Below are 23,138 nucleotides of genomic sequence, written 5' to 3' on the forward strand. Positions count from 1 at the left end.
GCCGCAGGATGGCGGCATCGCCCAACCTACGGAGTTTCGGTAAATGAGCCTGTCCCTTTCCATGGCCGCTTTCGCCCTCGCCGCCTCGATCTCTCCCGGGCCGGTCAATGTCGTTGCCCTCGGCAGCGGTGCCCGGCATGGTCTGCGGGCTAGCCTGTGGCATGTGACGGGCGCAACGCTGGGCTTCTGCCTGTTGCTGGTACTGGTTGGGCTGGGAGTACACGAGCTGCTGTCGCGCTGGCCGCTGCTGAGCGTGGCGCTGCACTGGGGCGGCGTGGCGTTTCTGCTGTACATGGCGTGGAAGCTGGCCCGCGATGATGGCCAACTGAGCGGGTCACAACAGCAGCGCGCACCTTCGGCCTGGCAGGGTGCGGCGATGCAATGGCTGAACCCCAAGGCCTGGCTGGCGGCAGTGGCAGGCGTTGGCGCCTATACCGGTGGCGAACAACAATTGCTGTGGTTGTTCACCTGGATCTACGGGCCTATCTGCTTTGTTTCGGTAGCCTGCTGGGCCTGGGCCGGAAGTGTGATTCGGCCATTTCTTCGGGAGCCGCGTTACCTCAAGTGGCTGAACCGAGGGCTGGCAGTATTGCTGGTGGGAAGCGCGGTGTATCTGCTCACTTGATGTCGGCTGCGCGGTAATGCCCAGGCGTTGCTGCCAGGTGCTGCTTGAAGGCGCGCTGCAGATGCGCCTGGTCGGCAAACCCTGCCTCCAGTGCCACCTCGGCAATCGCCCGGCCACGTCGCAGTTGCGACCGCGCCAGCTGCACCCGCTGGTCGAGCAGGTAGCCATGGGGCGTCAGGCCGAAGCGCTGGCGGAAAGCGCGAATCAGGTAGGAACGGGACAGGCCACAAGCCGCACAGATATCAGCCAGGCTCAACGGGTCGCATCGGTGCGCACGTATGAACGCCGCCGCCGCGTCCAATTGTGGATGCTCACTATGCACCTGGTACACACTGGCGTGGAGGTAGCCGGGCAGATCCGTGAAAAAAGTGGCCAACCGAGCTTCTCGATCACTCAGGCACGCGTCGAACAAGTCGGCGAACAGTTGCAGCAGCCGGCGGTACAACCCCGCAGAGGCGCTAAAGGTCTGCGTTGGCAGGACGAAGCGACGGTCTTGCAGCCACGGCATGTCGACGAACAGCATCAGGTACGACCACGGCTGGCCGGCAATCGGGTTGCAGGTGTGTACCACTCCTGGGTTCATCAGCACCGTGGTACCGGCCATCACCTCGACCTGGCTGGCACCGCTCAGGTAGGTGCTGCGCCCGCCGGTGATCACGCCGATGGAAAAGCTCTCATGGGAATGGGCGGCATAGCAGACCTTGCGCCCATCTCCCACGCATCGGGCTTCGACAAAGGGCAATGCCGGATCCCGCCAGAACCGCGACACCTCGATCATCGCCCTGCCCTCATTCGCCGCTGTGGTGCACCACCACCAGCAACTGCGCCGGCTGTTCGCCGACAGAGCGCAGGCGGTGCGGCGTCTGGGCGTTGAAGTGCAGCGCATCGCCCTGCTCCAGCAATACCCGCTCGTTCATGAAGTCGACCTCCACCTTGCCGGCGTGGACGAACAGAAACTCCTCACCCTCATGCTCCTTGAACGTCGGGTCGCTGAATTCGGTCGGCGGCTGGATCAGAAACGGCAAAAGGCTGCGCTGCCCGATCTGGCTGGTCAGCGCCGCATAGCCCGGCCCGTGACCATCGCCCACCAGCGCCTGGCGCTCGCCCTGGCGCACCAGGCTGTAACGACCTTGCCCAGCCTGCTCCTCGGCGAACAACTCCTCGACATTGACGTTCAGCGCCCGCGCCAGCTTGAGGGCAGCTGCGATCGACGGTGTGTTCAGGCCACGCTCCACCTTGGACAGGTAGCTCTTGGTCATGCCGGACTTATCGGCCAGCACCTCCAGCGTGACACCCAGTTTTTTTCTCAACACTTTCAATCGGTTAGACATGCGACGCGACTTTCCCCGATCCACAGGCTTGCTTATGACACTTTGTGTCATATAGGATTATTTGTGTCACGAGCTGACCCGTTCCTCAACCGACCAAAGCTTCGGAACGGGCCAGCGCTGACATCGCTCATCACGCCACAGAGGACCCCCCCATGGCCAAGACCCTGACACACAGCAAGGACCAACTGGTCCAGCAGGCGCTGACGCAGATGCAAGGCTCGCTTGCCGATAATACGTGGACTGTGCGGGAAAAGCTGGCCCTGACCTGCCGAATTCTTTTCGATCACGGCCATGACTCCGGTCTGGCCGGGCAAATCAGCGCCCGCGGCCCGCAACCCGGCACCTTCTACACCCAGCAACTGGGGCTGGGTTTCGACGAAATCAGTGCCAGCAATCTGCTGCTGGTCAACGAGGACCTCGAGGTGCTCGAAGGCCAGGGCATGCCTAACCCGGCCAATCGCTTCCACAGCTGGGTGTACCGCGCCCGTGCGGACGTGAACTGCATCATCCACACCCACCCGACCCACGTCGCTGCCCTGTCGATGCTGGAAGTCCCATTGCAGGTTTCGCACATGGACCTGTGCCCGCTGTACGACGATTGTGCATTCCTCGAAGCCTGGCCAGGCGTGCCAGTGGGCAACGAGGAAGGCGAGATCATCAGTGCCGCGCTGGGTGACAAGCGCGCCATCCTGCTCTCGCACCATGGCCAGCTGTCCACCGGCTCCAGCATCGAGCAGGCCTGCGTGTATGCCCAACTGATCGAGCGCGCCGCACGCCTGCAACTGCTGGCGATGTCGGCCGGCACCATCAAACCCATCGCACCGGCACTGGGCCGCGAAGCCCATGACTGGATCGACCGGCCCAAGCGCCATGCCGCTGCCTTCAACTATTTTGCCCGGCAGAGCCTGCGTGCCCACGCCGATTGCCTGAACTGACCCCTGAATGCCTTGCTTGCGGAGCCTATCACCATGACCACACAATTCCACGGCATCATCGGCTACACCATCACCCCCTTCAGCGCTGGCGGCGAACAGCTCGACCTGCCCGCGCTGGGTCAGTCCATCGAACGCCTGATCGGCGGCGGCGTGCAGGCCATCGCCCCATTGGGCAGCACCGGCGAAGGTGCCTATCTCAGCGACAGCGAATGGCAACAGGTGGCCGAGTACAGCCTTGCCCAGATCGGCAAACGCGTGCCCAGCATCGTCAGTGTCTCCGACCTGACCACCGCCGGCGCCGTGCGCCGCGCCCGCTTTGCCCAGGCCCATGGCGCCGACGCGGTGATGGTACTGCCGGCCGCCTACTGGAAGCTCAGCGAAGCCGAGATCCTCCAGCACTACCGCGCCATCGGTAACGCCATCGATATCCCGATCATGCTCTACAACAACCCGGCCACCAGTGGCACCGACATGTCGGTAGAGCTGATCCTGCGCATCGTCCGCGAAGTGGCCAACGTGACCATGGTCAAGGAGAGCACCGGCGACATCCAGCGCATGCACAAGCTTCAGCTGCTTGGCGAGGGCCAGGTGCCGTTCTACAACGGTTGCAATCCGCTGGCACTGGAAGCGTTCGTGGCCGGGGCCAAGGGCTGGTGCACGGCCGCGCCTAACCTGATTCCGGCGTTGAACCAGGCGCTTTACCAGGCTGTGCTCGAGGGGGACCTGGTGCTGGCCAAGGCGCTGTTCTACCGGCAGCTGCCGTTGCTCGACTTCATCCTGAAGGGCGGATTGCCGGCGACCATCAAGGCGGGTTTGGGGCTGACCGGGTTACCCGTGGGTGAACCACGGCGGCCGGTGTTCGGGCTGGATGAACCAGGGCGCGCGACCTTGGCGGCATTGTTGGCAACGCTGACGGATTGAAAACCTGCACTGGCCTCTTCGCGGGTAAACCCGCTCCCACAGGTACTGCACCTCATTTGAGGTTTGTGGGGATCCTGTGGGAGCGGGTTTACCCGCGAACAGGCCGGTGCAGGCAACACCGCTATTTCAAGGCATCACCGGCGGCACATACTGCAACGTGGTACCCAGTGCCCACAGCAGCACCAGCACCAGCGGCACATGCACCAGCAACTGCACGAACGAGAAGCCGATCAGGTCCCGCGCCTTGAGCCCCAGCACGCCCAGCAACGGCAGCATGTAGAACGGGTTGATCAGGTTCGGCAACGCCTCGGCGGCGTTGTAGATCTGCACCGCCCAGCCCAGGTGGTACTGCAGGTCGTTGGCCACCAGCATCACGTACGGCGCTTCGATGATCCACTTGCCACCACCCGAAGGGATGAAGAAGCCCAGCACTGCCGAGTACACACCCATCAGCAGCGCATAGGTGTCATGGGTGGCGATCTGGGTGAAGAACAACGAGATGTGATGGGCCAGCGTCTGCTCATCCACACCTTTGACCTGGGTAAGGATCGCAGCAATCGAGCCGTACAGCGGGAACTGGATCAGCACCCCGGTGGTGGTCGGCACGGCACGCGCCACGGCATCGAGGAAGCTGCGTGGGCGCCAGTGAAGCAAAGCACCAAGCATGATGAACAGCAGGTTGTAGGTGTTCAGCCCGGAAATCGCAGTGATCGCCGGTTTGGTGGCGAACTCCTGGTACAGCCAGCCGCCGGCCAGGGCCACCAGCATCAGGATCAGGATCGGGCTGTGCTCCAGCCATTCGCCCGGGCGGGTACGCTTGGGCGTTGGGGGCGCGGTGAAGCTGGGGTCGACACCACAGTCTTCGGCGCTGCGCGCACTGTTCGGGCCGGGTGCCGTGGCATAGGCGATCACCAGCGAGACGATCACCAGGGCCGCCAACATCACCCCGGATTGCCAGAGGAAGATGGTCTCGGTAAACGGGATCACGCCAGTAATCGACAGGATCGAAGGCGGCAGGCTGGCCGGGTTGGCTTGCAACTGGGCGGCCGAAGACGACAGGCCCAGCGCCCAGACAGCACCCAGGCCCAGATAAGCCGCGGCACCCGCAGCGCGATAGTCCATCTTCAGTTCGGTGCGACGGGCCAGGGCACGGACCAGCAAACCGCCGAACACCAGCGAGAGGCCCCAGTTGAGCAGCGAAGCCAGCATCGAGATCAGCGCCACCCAGCACACCGCCGAGCGGCCGTTCTTGGGGATGCGCGCCAGGCGATCGATCAGCCGAGCGGCTGGCGGCGAACTGGCCACCACATAGCCGCCGATGACCACGAAGGCCATCTGCATGGTGAACGGGATCAGGCTCCAGAAGCCATCGCCGAAGGCCTTGGCAGTGTCGGTCGGCTTGGCGCCCATGGCCAGGGCGCCGATGCACACCAGCAACACGGCCAGGGCGGCGAATACCCAGGAGTCGGGGAACCACCGCTCGGCCCAGTTGGAACAGCGCAGGGCAAAGCGGGCGGAGCGGCTGTCTTGGATTTCAGCGGCCACGGTTACTTCCTTTTATTGGTTTTATCGGATTTATCTGCAGAAACGCAAAACCCCTGTAGGAGCGGCCTTGTGTCGCGAAAGGGCCGCGCAGCGGCCCCCCGATCTCAACTTAAGTGCTGAAACCGCGGGGCTGCTCTGCAGCCCTTTCGCGACACAAGGCCGCTCCTACAGGGGGACAGTGTGATGCTTTAGAAGGTCATTTCCTTTACATCGTCCGGCACGATCAGCTTGCCAGCGGTCTTCTCGATGATTTCTTCAACGCTCACCCCCGGCGCAGTCTCGCGCAGGATGAAGGCGCCGTCTTCGATCTCCAGGTAGGCCAGGTCGGTCAGCACCTTGCGGATGCAGCCGGCACCGGTCAGCGGCAGGCTGCAACGCGGCAGCAGCTTGGACTCGCCATCCTTGGAGGCGTGGGTCATGGTGACGATGATGTTCTCGGCACCGGCCACCAGGTCCATGGCGCCGCCCATGCCCTTGACCAGCTTGCCGGGGATCATCCACGAAGCGATGTTGCCTTCCACGTCCACTTCGAATGCGCCCAGCACGGTCAGGTCGACGTGGCCGCCACGGATCATGGCAAACGACTGCGCCGAGTCGAAGATCGACGCACCACGGCGGGCGGTGACGGTCTGTTTGCCGGCGTTGATCATGTCGGCATCGAGGGTGCTTTCGGTGGGGAATTCACCCATGCCGAGCAGGCCGTTTTCGGACTGCAGCATCACATCCATGTCAGCCGGTACATAGTTGGCCACCAGGGTCGGGATACCGATGCCGAGGTTGACGTAGTAGCCGTCCTTCAGTTCACGGGCGACGCGTTGCGCCATCTGTTCGCGGGTCAGTGCCATGGTCAGGATCTCTTTGTTGTTCTGATGGACGGCGCTCAGGCCTTGACGGTGCGCTTTTCGATGCGTTTTTCGAAGGTGCCGACGATCACCCGGTCGACGAAGATGCCCGGGGTGTGGATCTCGCTGGGCAGCAGCACGCCTGGCTCGACGATTTCTTCCACTTCGACCACGGTGATCTTGCCGGCGGTGGCCGCCAGTGGGTTGAAGTTCTGCGCGGTGTTGCGGTACACCACGTTGCCATAGTGGTCGGCCTTCCAGCCCTTGACGATGGCAAAGTCGCCGGTGATGGACTCTTCGAGGATGTATTTGCGGCCCTTGAACTCGCGCACTTCCTTGCCGTCGGCAACCGGCGTGCCGTAACCGGTGGCGGTGTAGAAGGCCGGGATACCGGCACCGCCGGCACGCATCTTCTCAGCCAGGGTGCCTTGCGGGGTCAGCTCGACTTCCAGTTCGCCGCTGAGCAGCTGGCGCTCGAATTCGGCGTTTTCGCCCACATAGGAAGCGATCATCTTGCGGATCTGCCGGTCTTCCAGCAGCACGCCCAGGCCGAAGCCGTCGACTCCGCAGTTATTGGAAACCACGGTCAGGCCCTTGACGCCAAGGCGCTTGATTTCAGCGATGAGGTTTTCAGGGATGCCGCACAGGCCGAAGCCGCCGGCCAGCACCGTCATGTTGTCGGTCAGGCCTGCCAGGGCCTCTTCATAGGTTGCTACGCGCTTGTCCAGTCCGGCCATGCTGATCCGCCTTTTGTAGTTGTTGAACCGACGAGGCTGTCGGTGAGCGTGTGCAGCCATCTTCACCGCTGACGACTGATTTGTTAATTTTGTTTTCATCATCGATTGATAACTTTTCCAAAACAGCGAGCGAGGCTGTCATGAACGTCAAGCAACTGCGCGCCTTCGTCGCCGTCGCCAAGTACCAAAGCTTCGCCCAAGCCGGTGAACACCTGCATGTGTCGCAACCGGCCTTGAGCCTGACCATCAAGGCACTGGAGGAGAACCTCGGGGGCGCCCTGCTCACCCGCACCACCCGCAGCGTCAGCCTGACCGCCGAGGGTGAGGTGCTGCTGCCCCTGGCTCGGCGCCTGCTGGCCGACTGGGACGACACCGAAGAAATGCTGCGCCAGCGCTTCACCCTGCAGCTGGGCCGCGTCTCGGTGGCGGCCATGCCCGCCTTTGCCGGCAACCTGTTGCCACATTCGCTCAAGGTGTTCCGCCAGCGTTACCCCAAGGTCAATGTCACGGTGCATGACGTGATCAACGAACAGGTGCTGGAACTGGTGCGCCATCGCCGCGTCGAACTGGGCATCGGCTTCGAGCCGGAAAACACCGAAGGCCTGAATTTCCATCCGCTGTACATGGACCGTTTCGTCGCCGTGGTGCCGGCCGATTCACCGCTGGCCTTGCAAGCCCAGGCGACCTGGGCGCAACTGCTGGCTGAGGACTTCATCGCCTTGCAACGCCCGTCGGCAGTGCGCCTGCTGCTTGAGCAGTACGTCGCGGCACGCCACGGCAAGCTGGCGGTGGCGTTCGAAAGCCACCAGCTGTCGACCATCGGCCGCATGGTCGCCAGTGGCCTGGGCGTCAGCGCGGTGCCAGCGCTGTGTATCAACCAGATGCAGGAGCTGGGCGCACGTTGCGTGACACTGGTCGAGCCTGCCGTCGAACGGCGCATCGGCGTGATCGCCCTGGCCGACCACAGGCTTTCCACCGCAGCCCAGGCGCTGCTCGAAGTAGTGCTTTCCCACACCCAGACTCCGGAGGTGACATGCGTTACGTGAAACTGGCAGGTTGCAACGTGCCGGCCATTGGCCAGGGCACTTGGTACATGGGCGAGGACCCGGCCCGCAAGGCCGCCGAAGTGGCTGCCCTGCAACAAGGCATCGAACAGGGCATGACCCTGATCGACAGCGCCGAAATGTATGCCGAGGGCGGCGCCGAGGAAGTGGTCGGCCAGGCCATTGCCGGGCGCCGCGACCAGGTGTTCCTGGTCAGCAAGGTCTACCCCCACAATGCCAGCCGCCGGGGCGTGCCTGAAGCTTGCGAACGCAGCCTGAAACGCCTCGGCACCGAGGTGATCGACCTGTACCTGCTGCACTGGCGCGGCCAGTATCCGCTGGAGGAAACGGTCGAGGCGTTCGAACGCTTGCGCGAGCAGGGCAAGATCCGCCGTTGGGGGGTGTCCAATTTCGATGTCGATGACCTGCGTGAACTGCACAACCCGGATTGCGCCACCAATCAGGTGCTGTACAACCCGGCGCAGCGCGGCATCGAGTTCGACTTGTTGCCGTGGAGCCGCCAGCGCGGTTTGCCAACCATGGCCTACTGCCCGCTGGCCCAGGCCGGGCGGCTGTTGCAACACCCGGTGTTGAGCGAGATCGCCGAGCGCCATGGGGCGACGCCGGCGCAGGTCAGCCTGGCGTGGGTGACACGGGAAAATGATGTGATTGCCATCCCCAAGGCGGTGTCTGCGGAGCATGTGCGGTTGAATGCGGCTGCCGGGGCGTTGACCCTCACCCTTGAGGACTTGCGGGCGATCGACCGGGCATTTCCGGCGCCGACGCGCAAGCAGCATCTGGCGATGGTCTGACAGACCGAGTTGGTTTCTTCGCGGGTAAACCCGCTCCCACAGGTAACGTGGAGGGCTGCAATCCTGTGGTGATCCTGTGGGAGCGGCGGTTCGGCGCCCCGACTTGCCCGCGAAGAAGCCATCAAGTCAGTGAAAATCTCGGCTCTTCACATCCAGCCCTTGCAGCAAGGGGCTGATGTCTTCCAGCCGCCGGGCAATCAAATGCCGCACCCCGTTCTCTTGCTCCAGCCGCCCGCTCACCTTGAGCAACTGCGAGCCCACCAACGCACGCCGCTGCCGTTCAGCCAGGTCACGCCAGACCACCACGTTGACCATGCCGAACTCATCCTCGAGTGTCACGAAGGTTACGCCACTGGCGGTTTGCGGACGCTGCCGCCCCACCACCAGCCCGGCCACGGTAATCGCATCGCCGTGCTCGACACCCGCCAGCTCGCCGGAACTGCGACAGCCCAGCGCCCGCAGCCGTGAGCGCAACAGCCTGAGCGGATGCGGGCCCAGGGTAGTCCCCAAGGTTTCGTAATCGGCAACCAGGTCTTCGCCAACCGTTGGCGCGGGCAGCGCTACTTGCGCTTCTGGCAGCGCCTGCACCTCGGCGAATAGCGGCAACTGCGGCTGCACCGCCGCCACCTGCCAGCGCGCCTGGTGGCGGTCACGCGCCAGGGCACGCAGGGCTCCCGCATCGGCCAGCCGGGCGCGGGCACGGCTGTCGAGCCCGGCGCGCAGGCACAGGTCTTCGACATCCCGCCAGGGGCGCTGCGCCCTCGCCTGCTCCAGGCGGCGCGCATCCGCCTCACTGAAACCACGCACCTGACGCAAGCCAAGGCGCAGGGCCAGGGCACCTTGAGGGTCAGGCTCCAAGGTGCAGTCCCATTCGCTATGGAACACATCCACGGGACGGACTTCGATCCCTTGCCGCCGCGCCTCCTGCAGCAGCTGGTCCGGGCTGTAGAAGCCCATAGGCCAGCTGTTGACCAGCGCACAGGTGAAGATCGCCGGCTCATGGCACTTGAGCCAGCTGCTGGCGTAACACAGCAAGGCGAAGCTGGCCGCGTGCGACTCGGGGAAGCCGTAACTGCCAAAACCTTTGATCTGCTCGAAGATGCGCTCGGCGAATGCCAGGTCGTAACCGTTGCGCAGCATGCCTTCGACCAGCCGCTGACGATGGGGCTCCAGCCCGCCGTGGCGCTTCCAGGCTGCCATGCTGCGGCGCAACTGGTCAGCCTCGCCGGGGCTATAGTCGGCAGCAACCATGGCCAGCTCCATTACCTGTTCCTGGAACAGTGGCACGCCCAGCGTACGTTCGAAGACCTCCTTGAGCTTTTCCGAGGGATAGGTCACCGGCTCCTGCTTGAGGCGCCGGCGCAGGTAGGGGTGAACCATGTCGCCTTGGATTGGCCCAGGCCGCACGATGGCCACTTCGATCACCAGGTCATAGAAGGTGTTGGGCCTGAGCCGCGGCAGCATGGCCATCTGTGCCCGCGATTCGATCTGGAACACCCCCATGGTTTCGGCGCGGCTGATCATTGCGTAGGTGGCCGGGTCTTCACCAGGGATAGTCGCCAGGGTCAGCTGGCGACCGCGATGGCGTTGCAGCAGGTCAAAACAACGGCGCAAGGCGCTGAGCATGCCCAGTGCCAGCACATCGACCTTGAGCAGGCCGACCATGTCCAGGTCGTCCTTGTCCCACTGGATCACGGTGCGCTCGGCCATGGCAGCGTTTTCCACCGGCACCAGATGGTCCAGCGGTTGTTCGGAAATGACGAAGCCACCGGGGTGCTGGGACAGGTGACGGGGGAAACCGATCAACTCACCGGCCAGTACCAGGATGCGCCGCAACGACGGGCTGCCCGGCTCGAATCCGGCCTCTGCCAGCCGTTGCGGGTCCGGGATGCGGTCGCTCCAGCGGCCGCAGCACTTGGCCAGGGCATCCACCTGGTCGGCCGGCAGACCCAGCACCCTGGCTACATCACGCACAGCCCCGGCAGCGTGATAGGTATTGACCACGGCAGTGAGTGCAGCGCGGTGCCGGCCATAACGGCGGAACACGTACTGGATCACCTCTTCGCGCCGGTCATGTTCGAAGTCCACGTCGATATCGGGCGGCTCGTTGCGCTCGCGGGACAGAAAGCGCTCGAACAGCAGGCGATGCTCCATCGGGTCGAGCTCGGTGATGCCCAGCACGAAACACACCACCGAGTTGGCTGCCGAGCCACGGCCCTGGCAGAGAATGTGCTGGCTGCGGGCAAAGGCGACGATGTCATGCACGGTCAGGAAATAGCTCTCGTAACCCAGCTCCTCGATCAGTGCCAGTTCCTTGTCCAGCACTGCGCGCACCTTGCTGCTCGGCCCCGCCGGCCAGCGCAGGGGCAAGCCCCGCTCGCACAATTCGCGCAGCCAGCTGGCGGGGGTCTGGCCTTCGGGCACCAGCTCGCGCGGGTACTGGTAGCGCAGTTCACCCAGGTCGAACTGGCAACGCTCGGCGATGACCAGGCTTTCAGCCAGCAGGTCTGCCGGGTAGAGTTCGGCCAGTTGCTCCAGTGGGCGCAGGTGGCGCTCGCCATTGGCGAACAGGTGGCGCCCTGCCTCGGCCACGTTGCAGTGCTGGCGGATGGCGGTCATGCAGTCCTGAAGCGCACGCCGGCCGCGCACATGCATGTGCACGTCACCGCAGGCCACCGCGCGTATGCCCAGCTGCGCCGCCAGTTCCCGCAAGCGCGCCAGGCGCCGGTCATCGTCGCTGCCGCGGTGCAGGTGAACGCCCAGCCACAAGCGCCCAGCGAACACGCCACGTAGCCAGCGGCCAGTCGCCTGGTCATCGGGATCGTCGGCAATCCACAGCGCCAGCAACCCCTCATGGTGTTGCTGAAGGTCGTCAGCGAACAACTGGTAGTCACCCTTCTCGGCCCGCCGTCGAGCACGGGTGATCAGGGCACACAGGTTCTGGTAGCCCGCCAGGTTCTGCACCAGCAAAACCAGTTTGGGGCCACCCTGCAGGCGCATTTCGCTGCCGACGATCAGGCGCAACTGTTGCGCCTTGGCGGCCTGCCAGGCGCGAACGATGCCCGCCAAGGTGCACTCGTCGGTGATTGCCAGGGCCTGGTAGCCCTGCTCGTGAGCGCGGCGAAACAGCTCTTCGGCGCTGGACGCACCGCGCTGGAAGCTGAAATTGGACAGGCAATGCAGCTCGGCGTAACTCGAAGTACTCATGCGAACCAGCCCTGCAGCCACAGCGGGCCGGGTTGAGACAGGTCCTGATAGGCCCAGCCGCGCAGGCCGTCGCGGGTTTCGATGCGATAGTAGTCACGGCGCACGTCGCCACCGTCCCACCAGCCCGACTCGATGCGCTCGGCCTGGCCGAGCAGCGTGTGGTCAGTCGTTGCCAAGGCCTGCGGTGTGGGCAGCAACCAGCCAGGGCGGCTACCGGGCAAGGCCGGCAGGTTACCCTGGGCGCCCTGTTCCGCCTGCTGCCAGGCGCACTCGGGGCGATGGTCGGCCTCGGCGCGCAGGCCCTTGACGGCTTCATCACCCAGGCGCGCGCGCAAGCGTTCGCGCAGTTGCTCCCAGGGCTGGGCCTGCTTGGCGCGGGGGTCGAACAGTGCCTGGTGCTGGGGCACGAAGGCTGGCAGGTCGTCGGCAACCAACCGCAGGTTGCGCACAGGCGCCGGGATGCGCAGCGGCTCCAGGCGCCCGCGGGCCAGTTCGAACAGCATCGCAGCGTCGCGCTCGGCGGCCAGCAGGCCTACCTGCAATCGAGTGTCCGGCCCTTCGACGTGCTCCAGGTGCAGGCAGAAGCGCTGCACACCGCAGTCGCGACCGGCGAGGAAGGCAGCCAGGTCATTGAGCATGCGCCGCAGCGGGAACAGCAAGGCCTGGTGCGACTCGACGTCGAAGTTGAGTTCCAGGCGCGTTTCGAAGCGATCCGGCGGCTGATAGAAGCCCAGCCCCATGGAGCGCAAACCGAGCAATTGGTCCAGGTGCAACTGCACCTGGGCGGAAAAACGCCTGGCCAGCGCATCGCGCGGCAAGGCCAGCACCTGCCCCAACTGGCGCAGGCCCATGCGGGCAAAGGCTTCGGCAGCGTCCACCGGCAACCCGACACGCTCGATCGGCATGCGCGCCAGCGCAGCCCGGGTCTGCTCGGCGCTGGTCAAGGCCAGGCCGTCATGGCCGTTGGCAAGCATGCGGGCTGCTACCGGGTTGGTTGCGAGCACGATGCGCTGGCGCAAGCCCAGTGCTGCCAGTTCCTCGCGCAGGCGGGCCTCGAACAGCGGCCAGGGACCGAACAGTTGCAAACTGGAACCGACCTCAAGCAACAAAGCACGTGGGTAATGAAGACTCACCTGAGCACTGAACCGGTAGGCCCAGGCTGCCAGCAACTGCTGCAGTTGCTCGATGCGGGCCGGGTCAGCCTCGACACACTGGAAGCCATCGGCCAGGGCCCGTGCGGCGGTCAGCGTCTGCCCCGCCCGCAGGCCAAGCGCCGCTGCAGCTGGATTGACGGCTTGCAGCAAGCGACGCTGAACGGGGCCGCCTATCAGCACCAGTGGCGTATCGGCGTCGTCACGCTCGCGCAGGACCGAGTCCAGCGCCAGCTGGGGCAGGAGAATGCAGGCCCAGAGCATGTTGCATCAGCCCCGCCCTGGGCAGGCGATTGGCATGGCCGGTGGCATGCCGCCCCGGCACTTGAGTACGCGCCATTGCGCCGGGCGCGTATCCACGGCAATACGCAACGCAGCGGGCGAAGGATTGTGCGCAGCCTGTTGCGGCCGACAAGCGAAAGCCAGTGCCTGCCCGGTCTCGGCAGCCACCTGCAGGCGGCGCAGGGCGCGGTCATCGGCACGCTCCGGCCAGCACAGCACCGCCGCGCAGCTGCCGGAGCGCAAGCACTGTTCAGCCGCCCACAGGGCATCGACCTGCTCGGCATCGACGTGCACCAACCAGCGCAGGTCGACACCGGCGGCCTGCCAGGCCGGCGCATAGGGAATGAACGGCGGCGCCACCAGCACCACCCGCTCGCCATCAGCGGTCAGGCGTGCCAGGGAAGGCCAGAGCAGTTGCAGTTCGCCACACCCCGGGCTGGCCAAAAGCAGTTCACTGAGGGCCGCTGCCGGCCAGCCGCCCTCCGGCAGGCGCTGGTCGAGCGTCGCATGGCCGGTGGGTTGCAAGCCGGCCGGGCGCACCTGGCCCTGCCGGCCGCGCCAGACATGGCGCTGGTCGAGCAGCCGATCGAGATCGACCACCGCGCCCATCAGTCGCGCCTCAGCAAGCCACAGAACACGCCTTCGATGAAGAACTCGTGCTCAGGCCCGACATCGATCGGCGCATAGGCCGGGTTGCGCGGCAACAGCCGGTAACCACCGTGCTGGCGCTGCAGCCGCTTGATGGTGACCTCGCCGTCCAGGCGCGCTACCACGATCTGGCCATCACGTGCCTCGCCCTGCTGGCGAATGCCGACCAGGTCACCGTCAAAGATGCCGTCGTCGACCATGGAATCACCGCGCACCTTGAGCAGGTAATCCGGGGTGCGACGAAACAGGCTGGGGTCGAGCAGCAATTGCTCGTGAATGCCCAGGTCCGGGCCGATCGGTGCACCGGCCGCCACCTGCCCCAGCACGGGAATTTCGAGGATTTCTGGCCGGCGCAGGGGCTCGGCCAGGCGAATGCCCCGCGCCTGGTTTGGCGTGACATCGATGTAACCGGCCTGGCACAACGCGGTGATGTGCTTGCGCGCCACGCTGCGCGAAGCGAAGCCAAAGCGGCTGGCGATATCGGCCAGGCTCGGTGGCTGGCCGTGTTCGGCAATGCGCTCGCGAATGTATTCCAGGATTGCCCGGCGTTTTGGGGTGAGATTGTCCATGGAGTACATTTGTACTCTTTTCAACGTGCGCTGAACAGCCCCCTTTGTCGCCGGGTTTGGTTATCATCCCCCGGCTTTTGTTTTTTTGATTACCTGGATACCTGATGCTGACTGCCCTGCTGTTCGATCTCGATGGAACCTTGACCGACACCGACACCCTGCATTTGCAGGCCTTCCGCCAACTGCTTCACGACTATGACGGACGCCAGCTGACCCAGGAACAGTTCGATGCCCAGGTCAGTGGCCGGGCCAATGGCGAACTGTTTGCCGAATTGTTTCCACGTGCCGATGCGGCCGAGTGCCAGGCCCTGGCCGACCGCAAGGAAGCGCTTTTCCGCGAACTGTCACCCGTGCTGCAACCCACGCCAGGCTTGCTGCGTCTGATGGACCATGCGCGAGCCTGGGACATCGGCATGTGCGTGGTGACCAATGCACCACGGTTGAATGCCGAGCACATGCTGACGGCCATGGGCCTTCGGGACCGCTTCGAGCATGTACTGGTGGCCGAAGAGCTGGCGCGGCCCAAGCCTGATCCACTGCCCTACCTCACCGGGCTGCAGCGCCTGGAGGCGGTGGCAGGCGAAGCGCTGGCGTTCGAGGACTCGCTACCGGGCGTGGCCGCTGCGAGCGGGGCCGGGATCTTCACCGTGGGGGTTGCCACGACCCAGACGCCGGAGCGGTTGCTGGCGGCCGGGGCAAAACTGGTGGTGAAGGATTTCAATGATCCACAGTTGTGGGTGTTGATCGAGACCATGTGCTCGCCATGAATGAATGACTGGGGCCGAGATCGAGCGCCGCCCGCGCGGCGCATCGCGGATGAATCCGCTCCTACGTTTGTTGCAACGTGCCGAACCTGTTAAGCCATGGTTGCCCGCCCTGGTGCATGTCTTGAGCCTTGCAAACAAGGCTAAAAACCATGGCCTCACAGGCATGGCCACGTTGCAACAACCGTAGCAGCGGATTCATCCGCGATGCGCCGCGCGGGCGGCGCTCGATCTGACAGGCGCCACAAATTTCCAGCCAGGCACACCAGACCACTCATCGCCCATCCGCCACGGCTGTCGATTCCCCTCCTTTCGAATCGACCAGGGTGTGAACCCCCTTGCGGAGTCAGCACCATGAGCACCCCCGATCAGAAACACCCGGTCGCCTCACGCGACCAATGGCTGGCCGCTCGCCGCCAGCTGTGGCTGCACGAAAAGGCCTTCACTCACCAGCGCGACGAACTGGCGGCCGCCCGCCGTGCCCTGCCCTGGGTTCAGGTCGAACAGCCCTACCGCTTCCAGGGCCCGGACGGCGAGCTGAGCCTGCCCGAGCTGTTTGCCGGGCGCAGCCAGCTGCTTGTCTATCACTTCATGTTTGCCGAGGGCTGGAACGAAGGCTGCCCAGGTTGCTCGTTCCTTGCCGACCATTTCGACGGCGCCAACCTGCATCTGGCCCACCACGACGTCTCGCTGGTCGCCGTGTCGCGTGCGCCCTACCCCGAATTCCAGGCCTTCCGCCAACGCATGGGGTGGCGCTTCCCCTGGTATTCATCGCACGCCAGCGGCTTCAACGAAGACTTCGGCGTCAGCGTCGGCACCGAGGGCCAACGCCAGTACAACTATGAGCCTTACACCGGCAACGAGGCCGAGCTGCCAGGCCTGAGCGCCTTCTACAAAGACCCGGACGGCACGGTCTTCCATACCTATTCCACCTACGCCCGCGGCCTGGACATCCTGGTCAACACTTACAACTTCCTCGACATCGCTCCGCTGGGCCGCAACGAAGCCGGGACCATGGACTGGGTGCGGCACCATGATCGCTACACGGAGCAAACCGGCAAACCGCACTGCTGCCACGACTGACGGAGTCAGCCCCTGACGCCCAGCATGCCCCGCTCGACAATGAAGTCGATCACCGCCTGCAGGCCTTCGCCCTTCTTCAGGTTGCTGAAGGTCCAAGGGCGCTGCGGGCGCATGCGCTGGGTGTCACGCTCCATCACTTCCAGCGAGGCACCGACGTAGGGCGCCAGGTCAGTCTTGTTGATCACCAGGAAGTCCGATTTGGTGATACCGGGGCCGCCCTTGCGCGGAATCTTCTCGCCCTCGGCCACGTCGATGACGTAGATGGTCAGGTCGGCCAGCTCCGGGCTGAAGGTGGCGCTGAGGTTGTCGCCGCCGCTTTCGACAAAGATCACTTCAAGGTTGCCGAACTTGCGCGCCAGCGCTTCGACGGCGGCCAGGTTCATCGAGGCATCTTCGCGAATGGCGGTGTGCGGGCAGCCACCGGTTTCGACACCGACGATACGCTCAGGCTCAAGGGCACCGGCCTCGGTGAGGATGCGCTGGTCTTCCTTGGTATAGATGTCGTTGGTGACCACGGCGATCTGGTAGTGATCGCGCATGGCCTTGCACAGGCATTCGAGCAGCGCGGTCTTGCCGGAGCCGACCGGGCCGCCGACACCGACGCGCAGGGGTTGCTGATAGCTTTGCATGTAGGCAGTCCTCAGGAACGGAACAAACGGGTGTATTGGGTTTCGTGACGCGAAGAAGCGATGGCCAGCAGTGGCAGGCCACCGCCGAGCTGGTCATCGGCCAATGCCAGTGCCTGGTCCAGCACGCCGGGCAGTTCGGCCCCCAGGTCGCGCAGCAGGGTCTGCGCCGCCTGCTGACCGAACGGCACCAGTTTGACCCCGGCCATTACTGCTCCCTCGAGCCAGGCAAAAGCATGGCCGAGGGCGAGTTGACGCAGTGGGATCTGCCAGTGCACGGCGAGCCAGGCCATGCCGCCGAGCTGGCTGAGCTCAATAGTGGTGCGCCAGGCCGGGTCCTGGCCCAGCTGCCAGCTATCGAGCAACCGCGCCAGGGCCGAGCCGCGCTGCTGTTCTTCAAGTCGCAGCTCGGCGGTTTCGCGGTTGGCCAGCAAGAAGCGGCTCCAGCGGGCGAACGCGTGTGCATCATTGGCCTCGCAAGCGCGGTACAGGCGCGCCAGCACCGGCCAGTCCAGGCAAGCCAAGGTGTCGTGCATCTGCTCGCGCTGCCAGGCGCTGAAGCCGGCGGTATCACACACCCAGCCAGCCTCGACGGCCCACTCCAGCCCTTGCGAATAGGTGAAGCCACCTACCGGCAGGCCGGGGCTGGCCAACTGCAGCAGGCGCAGCAGTGCCAGGTCGCTGTTCATCAACCGGCCAGCACCAGCGCTGCACCGGCCAGCATGCCGCCGCCGAAGGCTTTCTGCAGGCCGCTGTGGCGGCGCAGCAGGCAACCGACTGCAAAGCCGCACGCCAGCAGCAGGCCGCTGACAGTGACAAAGCCGGCACTGAACATCCAGAACGCGCTCGGCGTGGCTTCGACACCATGGGCCCAGCCATGGAACAGGGCAAACACCGGCATGGCCAGGGCCAGCAGCAGTTGGCGGCTGGGCAGCAGCACGGCGGCAGCTGCGACCAGCACCGACACAGCGATCATTGTCTCCATGCCCAGCACATCTCCGAATAGATGGCCGCACACGGCACCGGCGAACATCGACGCCAGGGTTGCCAGGGGCAGCGCCACGTTGCGCCGGGTCAGCGCGGCGAGCGCGCCGGTGCCGAGCAGCATCAGCAGGTGGTCGAGGCCAGTCAGCGGGTGCAGCAAGCCGTCTTGCAGCGGGTTGCCGTCATGCCCGGGGTGAGCGAAGGCCGGCAGCGCGACCATCAGCAGGGCAAGGGCGAACATCTTTTTCATTGGGGTCTCCTTGGCAGAGCGGTTCAGGAATGGGCAGGCAGGCGCACGAACGGATGGTCGCTGCCATGGCTGTGACTGTGGCTGTGCGGTGCGCTCTGGTAGGCGCCGGCTTCCGGCTCGAACGGCGCCTGCTCGGCTTGTACCGTCAGGCCCAGGCCGCGCAACATGTCGTCAAGCACGTGATCGTGCTGGTAGCGCAAAAGGCCCGGATCGATCTGCAGGGGAACGTGGCGGTTGCCCAGGTGATAGGCGGCACGGGCCAGCAGATGCGGGTCGTCGCAGCGCACCGTCGACACCGCTTCAGGTGCAGCCATCACGCGAATCACCTGGCTTCCTGCGGCATCGGCGAGCAACTCGCCGCCGCGCAGCAGGTGGCCACGCTCGAGCATCAGGCCGGCTTCGCGGCCGTCGTCGAGGGTCACGCGCAAGCGGCTTTTTATGCGGCTGTCGACGTCCAGGGTCACGCTGCCGGTGACGGTCTCGGATGCCTCTATCCGGCGGGTCAGGACTATCATCTTCACTCCTTCAAAACAGGAAATAACGCTGCGCAAGCGGCAGTTCACTAGCCGGCTCGCAGACCAGCAACTCGCCGTCGGCGCGTACCTGGTAAGTCTGTGAATCGACTTCGATCACTGGCTGCAAGGTGTTGTGGACCATGTCGGCCTTGCGCACCCTGCGGCAGCCGTGCGCCACGCCGATCAGGCTCTGTAGCCCCAGTTCCTGGTGCAGGCCACGGTCCATGGCGGCCTGGGGCAGGAAGGTCATGCGTGTGGCGTGGCGGGCCGCGCCCATGGCGCCGAACATCGGCCGGTAGTGCACAGGCTGCGGGGTCGGGATCGAGCCGTTGATGTCGCCCATCGGCGCAGTGGCGATCATCCCGCCCTTGATCACCAGGGCCGGCTTGGCCGCGAAGAAAGCCGGCGCCCACAACACCAGGTCGGCCAGCTTGCCCACCTCTACTGAACCGACTTCATGGGCGATGCCATGGGTCAGCGCCGGGTTGATGGTGTACTTGGCGATGTAGCGCTTGACCCTGAAGTTGTCGCTGTAGCCGGTGTCCGGCGCCAGCGGGCCGCGGCGCAGCTTCATCTGGTGCGCGACCTGCCAGGTGCGCAACACCACTTCACCGACCCGGCCCATGGCCTGGGAGTCGGACGAAGTCATGGCGAAGGCGCCCATGTCGTGGAGGATGTCTTCGGCGGCGATGGTCTCGCGGCGGATGCGCGACTCGGCGAACGCCACGTCCTCGGCAATGCTCGGGTCCAGATGGTGGCAGACCATGAGCATGTCCAGGTGCTCGTCGACAGTGTTGACCGTGTACGGCAGGGTCGGGTTGGTCGAGGACGGCAGCACGTTGGCCTGCCCCGCCGCACGGATGATGTCTGGCGCGTGGCCGCCACCGGCACCCTCGGTATGGAAGGTATGGATGGTGCGGTCGCCAATGGCGGCCAGGGTGTCCTCGATGCAGCCCGACTCGTTCAAGGTGTCGGTGTGGATCGCCACCTGGATGTCCATCTCTTCGGCCACGCCCAGGCAGCAATCGATGGCGGCCGGGGTCGAGCCCCAGTCTTCGTGCAGCTTCAGGCCCACCGCGCCAGCGGCGATCTGCTCGCGCAGCGCTTCAGGGCGCGAGGCGTTGCCCTTGCCCAACAGGCCGATGTTGATCGGCAGGCAGTCGGCAGCCTGGAGCATGCGCGCCAGGTACCATGGCCCCGGTGTGCAGGTAGTGGCGTTGGTGCCGGTGGCCGGGCCGGTGCCGCCGCCGATGAACGTGGTGACGCCGCTGGTCAGCGCCTCCTCCACCTGCTGAGGGCAGATGAAGTGGATATGCGAGTCAATGCCGCCTGCGGTGACGATCTTGCCCTCGGCAGCGATCACTTCGGTGCCTGGGCCGACCGGCACGGTCACGCCCGGTTGCACATCGGGGTTGCCGGCCTTGCCGATAGCCGCGATGCGCCCGTGCTTGACGCCGATATCGGCCTTGACGATGCCCCAGTGGTCGATGATCAGGGCATTGGTCAGGACCAGGTCCATGGCCTCGGCAGCGAGCATCTGGCCCTGCCCCATGCCGTCGCGGATGACCTTGCCGCCACCGAACTTGACCTCTTCGCCATAGATTGTGAAGTCCTTCTCGACCTCCACCCACAGCGCCGTGTCGGCCAGGCGCACGCGGTCGCCGACGGTGGGGCCGAACATGTCGGCGTAGGCCCGACGGGAAATACGGCTCATGCCCTGCCCTCCAGTGCGCCATTCACCTTGCCCTGGAAGCCATACACTTCGCGCTTGCCGGCGTAGGCCACCAGCTGCACGGTGCGCGACTGGCCCGGTTCGAAGCGCACGGCGGTGCCGGCCGGGATATCGAGCCGAAAACCACGGGTCGGCGCGCGCTCGAACACCAGCGCATCGTTGACCTCGTAGAAGTGGTAGTGCGAACCGACCTGCACCGGCCGGTCGCCGTGGTTGGCCACGCTGACGCTGACCGTGTCACGGCCGACGTTGAGTTCGATGTCGCCAGCGGCGACCTGAATTTCACCTGGGATCATGCTGGGCTCCTGCTCCAGGTCAGACGATGGGGTCGTGTACGGTCACCAGCTTGGTGCCGTCGGGGAAGGTCGCCTCGACCTGCACGTCATGCAGCATTTCGGCAACGCCCTCCATGACCTGCTCACGGCCGATCACTTCGCGGCCCAGGCTCATCAGCTCGGCCACCGTGCGGCCATCACGGGCGCCTTCGAGCACCGCGGCACTGATCAGCGCCACGGCCTCCGGGTAGTTGAGCTTCAGGCCACGGGCCAGGCGCCGTTCGGCCAGCAGCGCGGCGGTGAACAGCAGCAGTTTGTCTTTCTCTCTCGGGGTCAGCTCCATGGCGCTCTCTCAAGTGGCCCAGATGCGCGGCGGGCAAGCGGCCAGGCCGAGAACGGCCGGGCGCAGGGCGTGCCAGAGGCGCTGCAGGGTGTGTTGCAAGTGTTGGTTGTCGTGATCGAGCAGGCGGATCACCAGCAGCGGGCCAAGCAAGGTCGCGCCTGCGGGGGTATCAAGTTCATCGAGCAGCGCTCGCACCTGCTCCAGCACGGCCGGGGTCGCGGGCGATGCGCAGAAGGTGGCGACCAGCGGGTGGCCACCGACCTTGGCCAGTTGCCCACCTGCAATGCGCAGGCGCTCGTGCAGGCCGGGGTCGCCGGGCAACGCGATGCACAAGCGGCTGTCCAGTGCGCCCAGCTCGAAGCGCTCGTTCATCACTGGCCGGCCCAGGCACAGGGTTTCCCAGGCCAGCAGCCTGGCACCGGGTTCGAGGGTGAAGCGGCTGTCGAGGCTGGCGCGGGCGCCATTGAAGAAGATGCTGTCCTGGGGGAGCCACTCCAGCGTGCTGCCGGCCTGCAGGTGAAAGCGCTGGGCCAGCCGCGCGGTAGGGCCGATGCTGCGGTAGAACTTGCTGGCCCCGGGCATGGTCAGCAGCGCGTGGCTGCCCGGTTCGAGGTGGATGTCCAGCTCCAGCCGGTCGCCGGCGACGATGCCACCAGGCGGGTGCAGCACATAAACGTGGCACGGCGCGCCTTCTGGATAGAACGGGCGCTGCACCAAAAGCGGGCCGAAATGACGGCGCGCACCAAGGCGGGTCACGCCGTTGCGCTCGACGAAGCGCAACTGCAGGTGCGCGCTCCAGCCAGCGTCCTGTTCCGATGGTTCGATCTGCTCCGCGAGCGACATCCTGCGGCCCCTTGATTTCTGTGGCCTTGAGGCCGTTTAGAGGGTCATGTGCATCACCCGTGGGTGAAAAAGGACTGACCACTCGATCAAATTTCGCTGGCTGGATATAGCAGGTTGCGGGCCAACTTCGCAGGTGAATGAAGATGAAACCTTCACGGTGAAGGCTCTGGCGTGGGGCATGCAGGGCGATGACGCACATTGCAGGGGCAACGCTTGGCCCTCTTTCGGTGCTGCGTTACAGTCTGTGTTTTGCCTTTGGCCAAGGAACCGCCATGCCCCTCGCCCCCGCCATTCCGGTACTGCGTATCTTCTCGGTGGACAAGGCCAAGGAGTTCTATGTGGACTTCCTGGGCTTCCAGCTCGACTGGGAACACCGTTTCAGCCCGGACCTGCCGCTATACGCGCAGATCCACCGCGACGGGCTGATCCTGCACCTGAGCGAACACCACGGTGACGCCTGCCCGGGCTCGACCGTGTTTGCCCTTACCGAGGACCTGCTGGCGCTGGAGCGCGAACTGCTGGACAAGCAGTACGGCTATGCCCGCCCCCAGGCCGAACGGGTCGACTGGGGCTTGCAGATGCAGATTCGCGACCCGTTCGGCAACCTGTTGCGCTTCTGCCAGCAAATTGATGACGAGGCTGCCCAGTGAAAGCCATGAGCAAACGCGACCTGGCGCGCCTGGAGCGCGAATTGGTCGCCTGCCTGACCGAGGCCTGCGAAACCGCAAAGGCCGAGATCGTCGGGTTCAGCTGGCTGACCCATCGGCTGGCCCCGGAAGATTTTCCGGCCAGCCTTCGGATTACCTGGGTGTTCGAGCGCGAAGCCGATAAAACCGTCGCGCTGGCGGGTGCGGCCAAGGGGCGCATGCTGGCGCTGACCGCCCAGGCGCTCGAGCAAGCGGGTGTGACGCTGGATCACGTGGCCTGGCATGTGCGCTTCGACAGTGAAGAGGCCTGCAGCCGCAGCCATGCCGGGGACTGGAACAGGCGCCTGCAGCAACGCTGAAGCTGGATGGGCCTTGTATTGCCTGGCCCGGCCTCTTCGCGGGTAAACCCGCTCCCACAGGGTCATCAA

The 23,138-nt window shown here is 65.1% G+C and carries 26 protein-coding genes; 9 read left to right on the top strand and 17 right to left on the bottom strand.

The genetic code is table 11. The features are described 5' to 3' along the window. Positions 1-43: 43 nt before the first annotated feature. A complete protein-coding gene (locus tag APH27_RS15540) occupies positions 44-625 on the top strand; it encodes a LysE family translocator (protein ID WP_027916745.1) in 582 nt (193 codons plus the stop codon). On the opposite strand, the gene APH27_RS15545 is transcribed toward APH27_RS15540, so the two are convergent. Together APH27_RS15545 and APH27_RS15550 are read right to left on the bottom strand one after the other, a co-directional pair. Continuing rightward, positions 618-1,403: an AraC family transcriptional regulator gene (locus APH27_RS15545; RefSeq protein ID WP_027916746.1), complete on the bottom strand. Its 786-nt coding sequence runs from the start codon at positions 1,401-1,403 to the stop codon at positions 618-620. The two genes, APH27_RS15540 and APH27_RS15545, sit on opposite strands and share 8 nt — an antisense overlap. Before the next feature lie 10 nt (positions 1,404-1,413). Then, entirely contained in the window at positions 1,414-1,956 is a 543-nt protein-coding gene (locus APH27_RS15550) for a helix-turn-helix domain-containing protein (protein WP_027916747.1), read from the bottom strand. A gap of 152 nt (positions 1,957-2,108) precedes the next feature. Between APH27_RS15550 and APH27_RS15555 the strand changes: the two genes are divergently transcribed. Together APH27_RS15555 and APH27_RS15560 are read left to right on the top strand one after the other, a co-directional pair. Next, positions 2,109-2,891 (top strand): aldolase, encoded by a 783-nt coding sequence (locus APH27_RS15555; RefSeq protein WP_027916748.1) that lies wholly within the window; start codon positions 2,109-2,111, stop codon positions 2,889-2,891. A gap of 33 nt (positions 2,892-2,924) precedes the next feature. Further along, entirely contained in the window at positions 2,925-3,812 is an 888-nt protein-coding gene (locus APH27_RS15560) for a dihydrodipicolinate synthase family protein (RefSeq protein WP_060485277.1), read from the top strand. A gap of 126 nt (positions 3,813-3,938) precedes the next feature. Here APH27_RS15560 and APH27_RS15565 read toward each other — a convergent pair whose 3' ends face one another. The 3 genes from APH27_RS15565 to APH27_RS15575 form a co-directional block, all read right to left on the bottom strand. Then, complete coding sequence (locus APH27_RS15565; protein ID WP_027916750.1) at positions 3,939-5,357, bottom strand: short-chain fatty acid transporter; 1,419 nt, start codon at positions 5,355-5,357, stop codon at positions 3,939-3,941. 188 nt (positions 5,358-5,545) lie between these two features. Continuing rightward, the gene (locus APH27_RS15570) at positions 5,546-6,202 is read right to left on the bottom strand and encodes a CoA transferase subunit B (RefSeq protein WP_027916751.1); all 657 of its coding nucleotides are present in this window, start codon (positions 6,200-6,202) and stop codon (positions 5,546-5,548) included. A gap of 35 nt (positions 6,203-6,237) precedes the next feature. After that, positions 6,238-6,936 carry a CoA transferase subunit A gene (locus APH27_RS15575; protein WP_027916752.1) on the bottom strand — a complete coding sequence of 233 codons (699 nt, stop codon included), beginning with the start codon at positions 6,934-6,936 and terminating at the stop codon, positions 6,238-6,240. A gap of 140 nt (positions 6,937-7,076) precedes the next feature. Here APH27_RS15575 and APH27_RS15580 point away from each other — a divergent pair, with 140 nt between their 5' ends. Both APH27_RS15580 and APH27_RS15585 read left to right on the top strand, forming a co-directional pair. Then, positions 7,077-7,982, top strand: a complete 906-nt coding sequence (locus APH27_RS15580) for a LysR family transcriptional regulator (RefSeq protein WP_027916753.1) — start codon at positions 7,077-7,079, stop codon at positions 7,980-7,982. Further along, positions 7,970-8,791, top strand: a complete 822-nt coding sequence (locus APH27_RS15585) for an aldo/keto reductase (RefSeq protein WP_060485278.1) — start codon at positions 7,970-7,972, stop codon at positions 8,789-8,791. Before APH27_RS15580 ends, APH27_RS15585 begins: the two co-directional genes overlap by 13 nt. A gap of 126 nt (positions 8,792-8,917) precedes the next feature. Here APH27_RS15585 and APH27_RS15590 read toward each other — a convergent pair whose 3' ends face one another. From APH27_RS15590 to lexA, 4 genes are read right to left on the bottom strand one after another with little or no spacing between them, the layout of a single operon-like run. Next, a complete protein-coding gene (locus APH27_RS15590; protein ID WP_027916755.1) occupies positions 8,918-11,998 on the bottom strand; it encodes an error-prone DNA polymerase in 3,081 nt (1,026 codons plus the stop codon). Next, the gene (locus APH27_RS15595; RefSeq protein ID WP_060485279.1) at positions 11,995-13,413 is read right to left on the bottom strand and encodes a DNA polymerase Y family protein; all 1,419 of its coding nucleotides are present in this window, start codon (positions 13,411-13,413) and stop codon (positions 11,995-11,997) included. Before APH27_RS15595 ends, APH27_RS15590 begins: the two co-directional genes overlap by 4 nt. Before the next feature lie 6 nt (positions 13,414-13,419). Further along, positions 13,420-14,040: a translesion DNA synthesis-associated protein ImuA gene (gene imuA, locus APH27_RS15600; protein WP_060485280.1), complete on the bottom strand. Its 621-nt coding sequence runs from the start codon at positions 14,038-14,040 to the stop codon at positions 13,420-13,422. Further along, the gene (gene lexA / locus APH27_RS15605; RefSeq protein WP_027916758.1) at positions 14,040-14,657 is read right to left on the bottom strand and encodes a transcriptional repressor LexA; all 618 of its coding nucleotides are present in this window, start codon (positions 14,655-14,657) and stop codon (positions 14,040-14,042) included. Before lexA ends, imuA begins: the two co-directional genes overlap by 1 nt. A 95-nt stretch (positions 14,658-14,752) precedes the next feature. On the opposite strand from lexA, the gene APH27_RS15610 reads away from it, so the two are divergent. Both APH27_RS15610 and APH27_RS15615 read left to right on the top strand, forming a co-directional pair. Further along, complete coding sequence (locus APH27_RS15610) at positions 14,753-15,415, top strand: HAD family phosphatase (RefSeq protein WP_060485281.1); 663 nt, start codon at positions 14,753-14,755, stop codon at positions 15,413-15,415. A 351-nt stretch (positions 15,416-15,766) separates the two neighbouring features. Continuing rightward, positions 15,767-16,495, top strand: a complete 729-nt coding sequence (locus APH27_RS15615) for a thioredoxin family protein (RefSeq protein ID WP_060485282.1) — start codon at positions 15,767-15,769, stop codon at positions 16,493-16,495. A 5-nt stretch (positions 16,496-16,500) separates the two neighbouring features. Here APH27_RS15615 and ureG read toward each other — a convergent pair whose 3' ends face one another. Genes ureG through APH27_RS15655 form a run of 8 tightly spaced genes read right to left on the bottom strand, consistent with a single transcriptional unit; the run spans position 16,501 to position 22,063 of the window. Then, complete coding sequence (ureG, locus tag APH27_RS15620; protein ID WP_027916761.1) at positions 16,501-17,124, bottom strand: urease accessory protein UreG; 624 nt, start codon at positions 17,122-17,124, stop codon at positions 16,501-16,503. An 11-nt stretch (positions 17,125-17,135) separates the two neighbouring features. Next, the gene (locus APH27_RS15625; protein ID WP_060485283.1) at positions 17,136-17,810 is read right to left on the bottom strand and encodes an urease accessory protein UreF; all 675 of its coding nucleotides are present in this window, start codon (positions 17,808-17,810) and stop codon (positions 17,136-17,138) included. After that, positions 17,810-18,355 (bottom strand): HupE/UreJ family protein, encoded by a 546-nt coding sequence (locus tag APH27_RS15630; protein WP_060485284.1) that lies wholly within the window; start codon positions 18,353-18,355, stop codon positions 17,810-17,812. The genes APH27_RS15625 and APH27_RS15630 overlap by 1 nt, the downstream gene beginning before the upstream one ends. 23 nt (positions 18,356-18,378) lie before the next feature. After that, complete coding sequence (gene ureE, locus APH27_RS15635) at positions 18,379-18,870, bottom strand: urease accessory protein UreE (RefSeq protein ID WP_027916764.1); 492 nt, start codon at positions 18,868-18,870, stop codon at positions 18,379-18,381. Between the two features lie 10 nt (positions 18,871-18,880). Continuing rightward, on the bottom strand, positions 18,881-20,584 hold the full coding sequence (gene ureC / locus APH27_RS15640; RefSeq protein WP_060485285.1) for an urease subunit alpha: 1,704 nt from the start codon (positions 20,582-20,584) through the stop codon (positions 18,881-18,883). Further along, on the bottom strand, positions 20,581-20,898 hold the full coding sequence (locus tag APH27_RS15645) for an urease subunit beta (protein WP_027916766.1): 318 nt from the start codon (positions 20,896-20,898) through the stop codon (positions 20,581-20,583). Before APH27_RS15645 ends, ureC begins: the two co-directional genes overlap by 4 nt. A gap of 19 nt (positions 20,899-20,917) precedes the next feature. Continuing rightward, entirely contained in the window at positions 20,918-21,220 is a 303-nt protein-coding gene (locus APH27_RS15650) for an urease subunit gamma (RefSeq protein ID WP_027916767.1), read from the bottom strand. A gap of 9 nt (positions 21,221-21,229) precedes the next feature. Next, positions 21,230-22,063: an urease accessory protein UreD gene (locus APH27_RS15655; RefSeq protein WP_027916768.1), complete on the bottom strand. Its 834-nt coding sequence runs from the start codon at positions 22,061-22,063 to the stop codon at positions 21,230-21,232. A gap of 272 nt (positions 22,064-22,335) precedes the next feature. Between APH27_RS15655 and APH27_RS15660 the strand changes: the two genes are divergently transcribed. Together APH27_RS15660 and APH27_RS15665 are read left to right on the top strand one after the other, a co-directional pair. Beyond that, positions 22,336-22,713, top strand: coding sequence for a glyoxalase superfamily protein (locus tag APH27_RS15660; protein ID WP_060485286.1), 378 nt, complete (start codon positions 22,336-22,338; stop codon positions 22,711-22,713). Further along, the gene (locus tag APH27_RS15665; RefSeq protein WP_060485287.1) at positions 22,710-23,069 is read left to right on the top strand and encodes a hypothetical protein; all 360 of its coding nucleotides are present in this window, start codon (positions 22,710-22,712) and stop codon (positions 23,067-23,069) included. The genes APH27_RS15660 and APH27_RS15665 overlap by 4 nt, the downstream gene beginning before the upstream one ends. The last annotated feature ends 69 nt before the right edge of the window (positions 23,070-23,138 follow it).

This window comes from Pseudomonas sp. NBRC 111123 (assembly GCF_001320205.1).
GTDB lineage: Bacteria > Pseudomonadota > Gammaproteobacteria > Pseudomonadales > Pseudomonadaceae > Aquipseudomonas > Aquipseudomonas putida_J.

Bases quoted from the DNA above. Each gene is read 5' to 3' on its own strand.
- APH27_RS15540 (WP_027916745.1), top strand. From the start codon at position 44: ATGAGCCTGTCCCTTTCCATGGCCGCTTTCGCCCTCGCCGCCTCGATC.
- APH27_RS15545 (WP_027916746.1), bottom strand. From the start codon at position 1,403: ATGATCGAGGTGTCGCGGTTCTGGCGGGATCCGGCATTGCCCTTTGTC.
- APH27_RS15550 (WP_027916747.1), bottom strand. From the start codon at position 1,956: ATGTCTAACCGATTGAAAGTGTTGAGAAAAAAACTGGGTGTCACGCTG.
- APH27_RS15555 (WP_027916748.1), top strand. From the start codon at position 2,109: ATGGCCAAGACCCTGACACACAGCAAGGACCAACTGGTCCAGCAGGCG.
- APH27_RS15560 (WP_060485277.1), top strand. From the start codon at position 2,925: ATGACCACACAATTCCACGGCATCATCGGCTACACCATCACCCCCTTC.
- APH27_RS15570 (WP_027916751.1), bottom strand. From the start codon at position 6,202: ATGGCACTGACCCGCGAACAGATGGCGCAACGCGTCGCCCGTGAACTG.
- APH27_RS15575 (WP_027916752.1), bottom strand. From the start codon at position 6,936: ATGGCCGGACTGGACAAGCGCGTAGCAACCTATGAAGAGGCCCTGGCA.
- APH27_RS15580 (WP_027916753.1), top strand. From the start codon at position 7,077: ATGAACGTCAAGCAACTGCGCGCCTTCGTCGCCGTCGCCAAGTACCAA.
- APH27_RS15585 (WP_060485278.1), top strand. From the start codon at position 7,970: ATGCGTTACGTGAAACTGGCAGGTTGCAACGTGCCGGCCATTGGCCAG.
- APH27_RS15590 (WP_027916755.1), bottom strand. From the start codon at position 11,998: ATGAGTACTTCGAGTTACGCCGAGCTGCATTGCCTGTCCAATTTCAGC.
- APH27_RS15595 (WP_060485279.1), bottom strand. From the start codon at position 13,413: ATGCTCTGGGCCTGCATTCTCCTGCCCCAGCTGGCGCTGGACTCGGTC.
- imuA (WP_060485280.1), bottom strand. From the start codon at position 14,040: ATGGGCGCGGTGGTCGATCTCGATCGGCTGCTCGACCAGCGCCATGTC.
- lexA (WP_027916758.1), bottom strand. From the start codon at position 14,657: ATGTACTCCATGGACAATCTCACCCCAAAACGCCGGGCAATCCTGGAA.
- APH27_RS15610 (WP_060485281.1), top strand. From the start codon at position 14,753: ATGCTGACTGCCCTGCTGTTCGATCTCGATGGAACCTTGACCGACACC.
- APH27_RS15615 (WP_060485282.1), top strand. From the start codon at position 15,767: ATGAGCACCCCCGATCAGAAACACCCGGTCGCCTCACGCGACCAATGG.
- ureG (WP_027916761.1), bottom strand. From the start codon at position 17,124: ATGCAAAGCTATCAGCAACCCCTGCGCGTCGGTGTCGGCGGCCCGGTC.
- APH27_RS15625 (WP_060485283.1), bottom strand. From the start codon at position 17,810: ATGAACAGCGACCTGGCACTGCTGCGCCTGCTGCAGTTGGCCAGCCCC.
- APH27_RS15630 (WP_060485284.1), bottom strand. From the start codon at position 18,355: ATGAAAAAGATGTTCGCCCTTGCCCTGCTGATGGTCGCGCTGCCGGCC.
- ureE (WP_027916764.1), bottom strand. From the start codon at position 18,870: ATGATAGTCCTGACCCGCCGGATAGAGGCATCCGAGACCGTCACCGGC.
- ureC (WP_060485285.1), bottom strand. From the start codon at position 20,584: ATGAGCCGTATTTCCCGTCGGGCCTACGCCGACATGTTCGGCCCCACC.
- APH27_RS15645 (WP_027916766.1), bottom strand. From the start codon at position 20,898: ATGATCCCAGGTGAAATTCAGGTCGCCGCTGGCGACATCGAACTCAAC.
- APH27_RS15650 (WP_027916767.1), bottom strand. From the start codon at position 21,220: ATGGAGCTGACCCCGAGAGAGAAAGACAAACTGCTGCTGTTCACCGCC.
- APH27_RS15655 (WP_027916768.1), bottom strand. From the start codon at position 22,063: ATGTCGCTCGCGGAGCAGATCGAACCATCGGAACAGGACGCTGGCTGG.
- APH27_RS15660 (WP_060485286.1), top strand. From the start codon at position 22,336: ATGCCCCTCGCCCCCGCCATTCCGGTACTGCGTATCTTCTCGGTGGAC.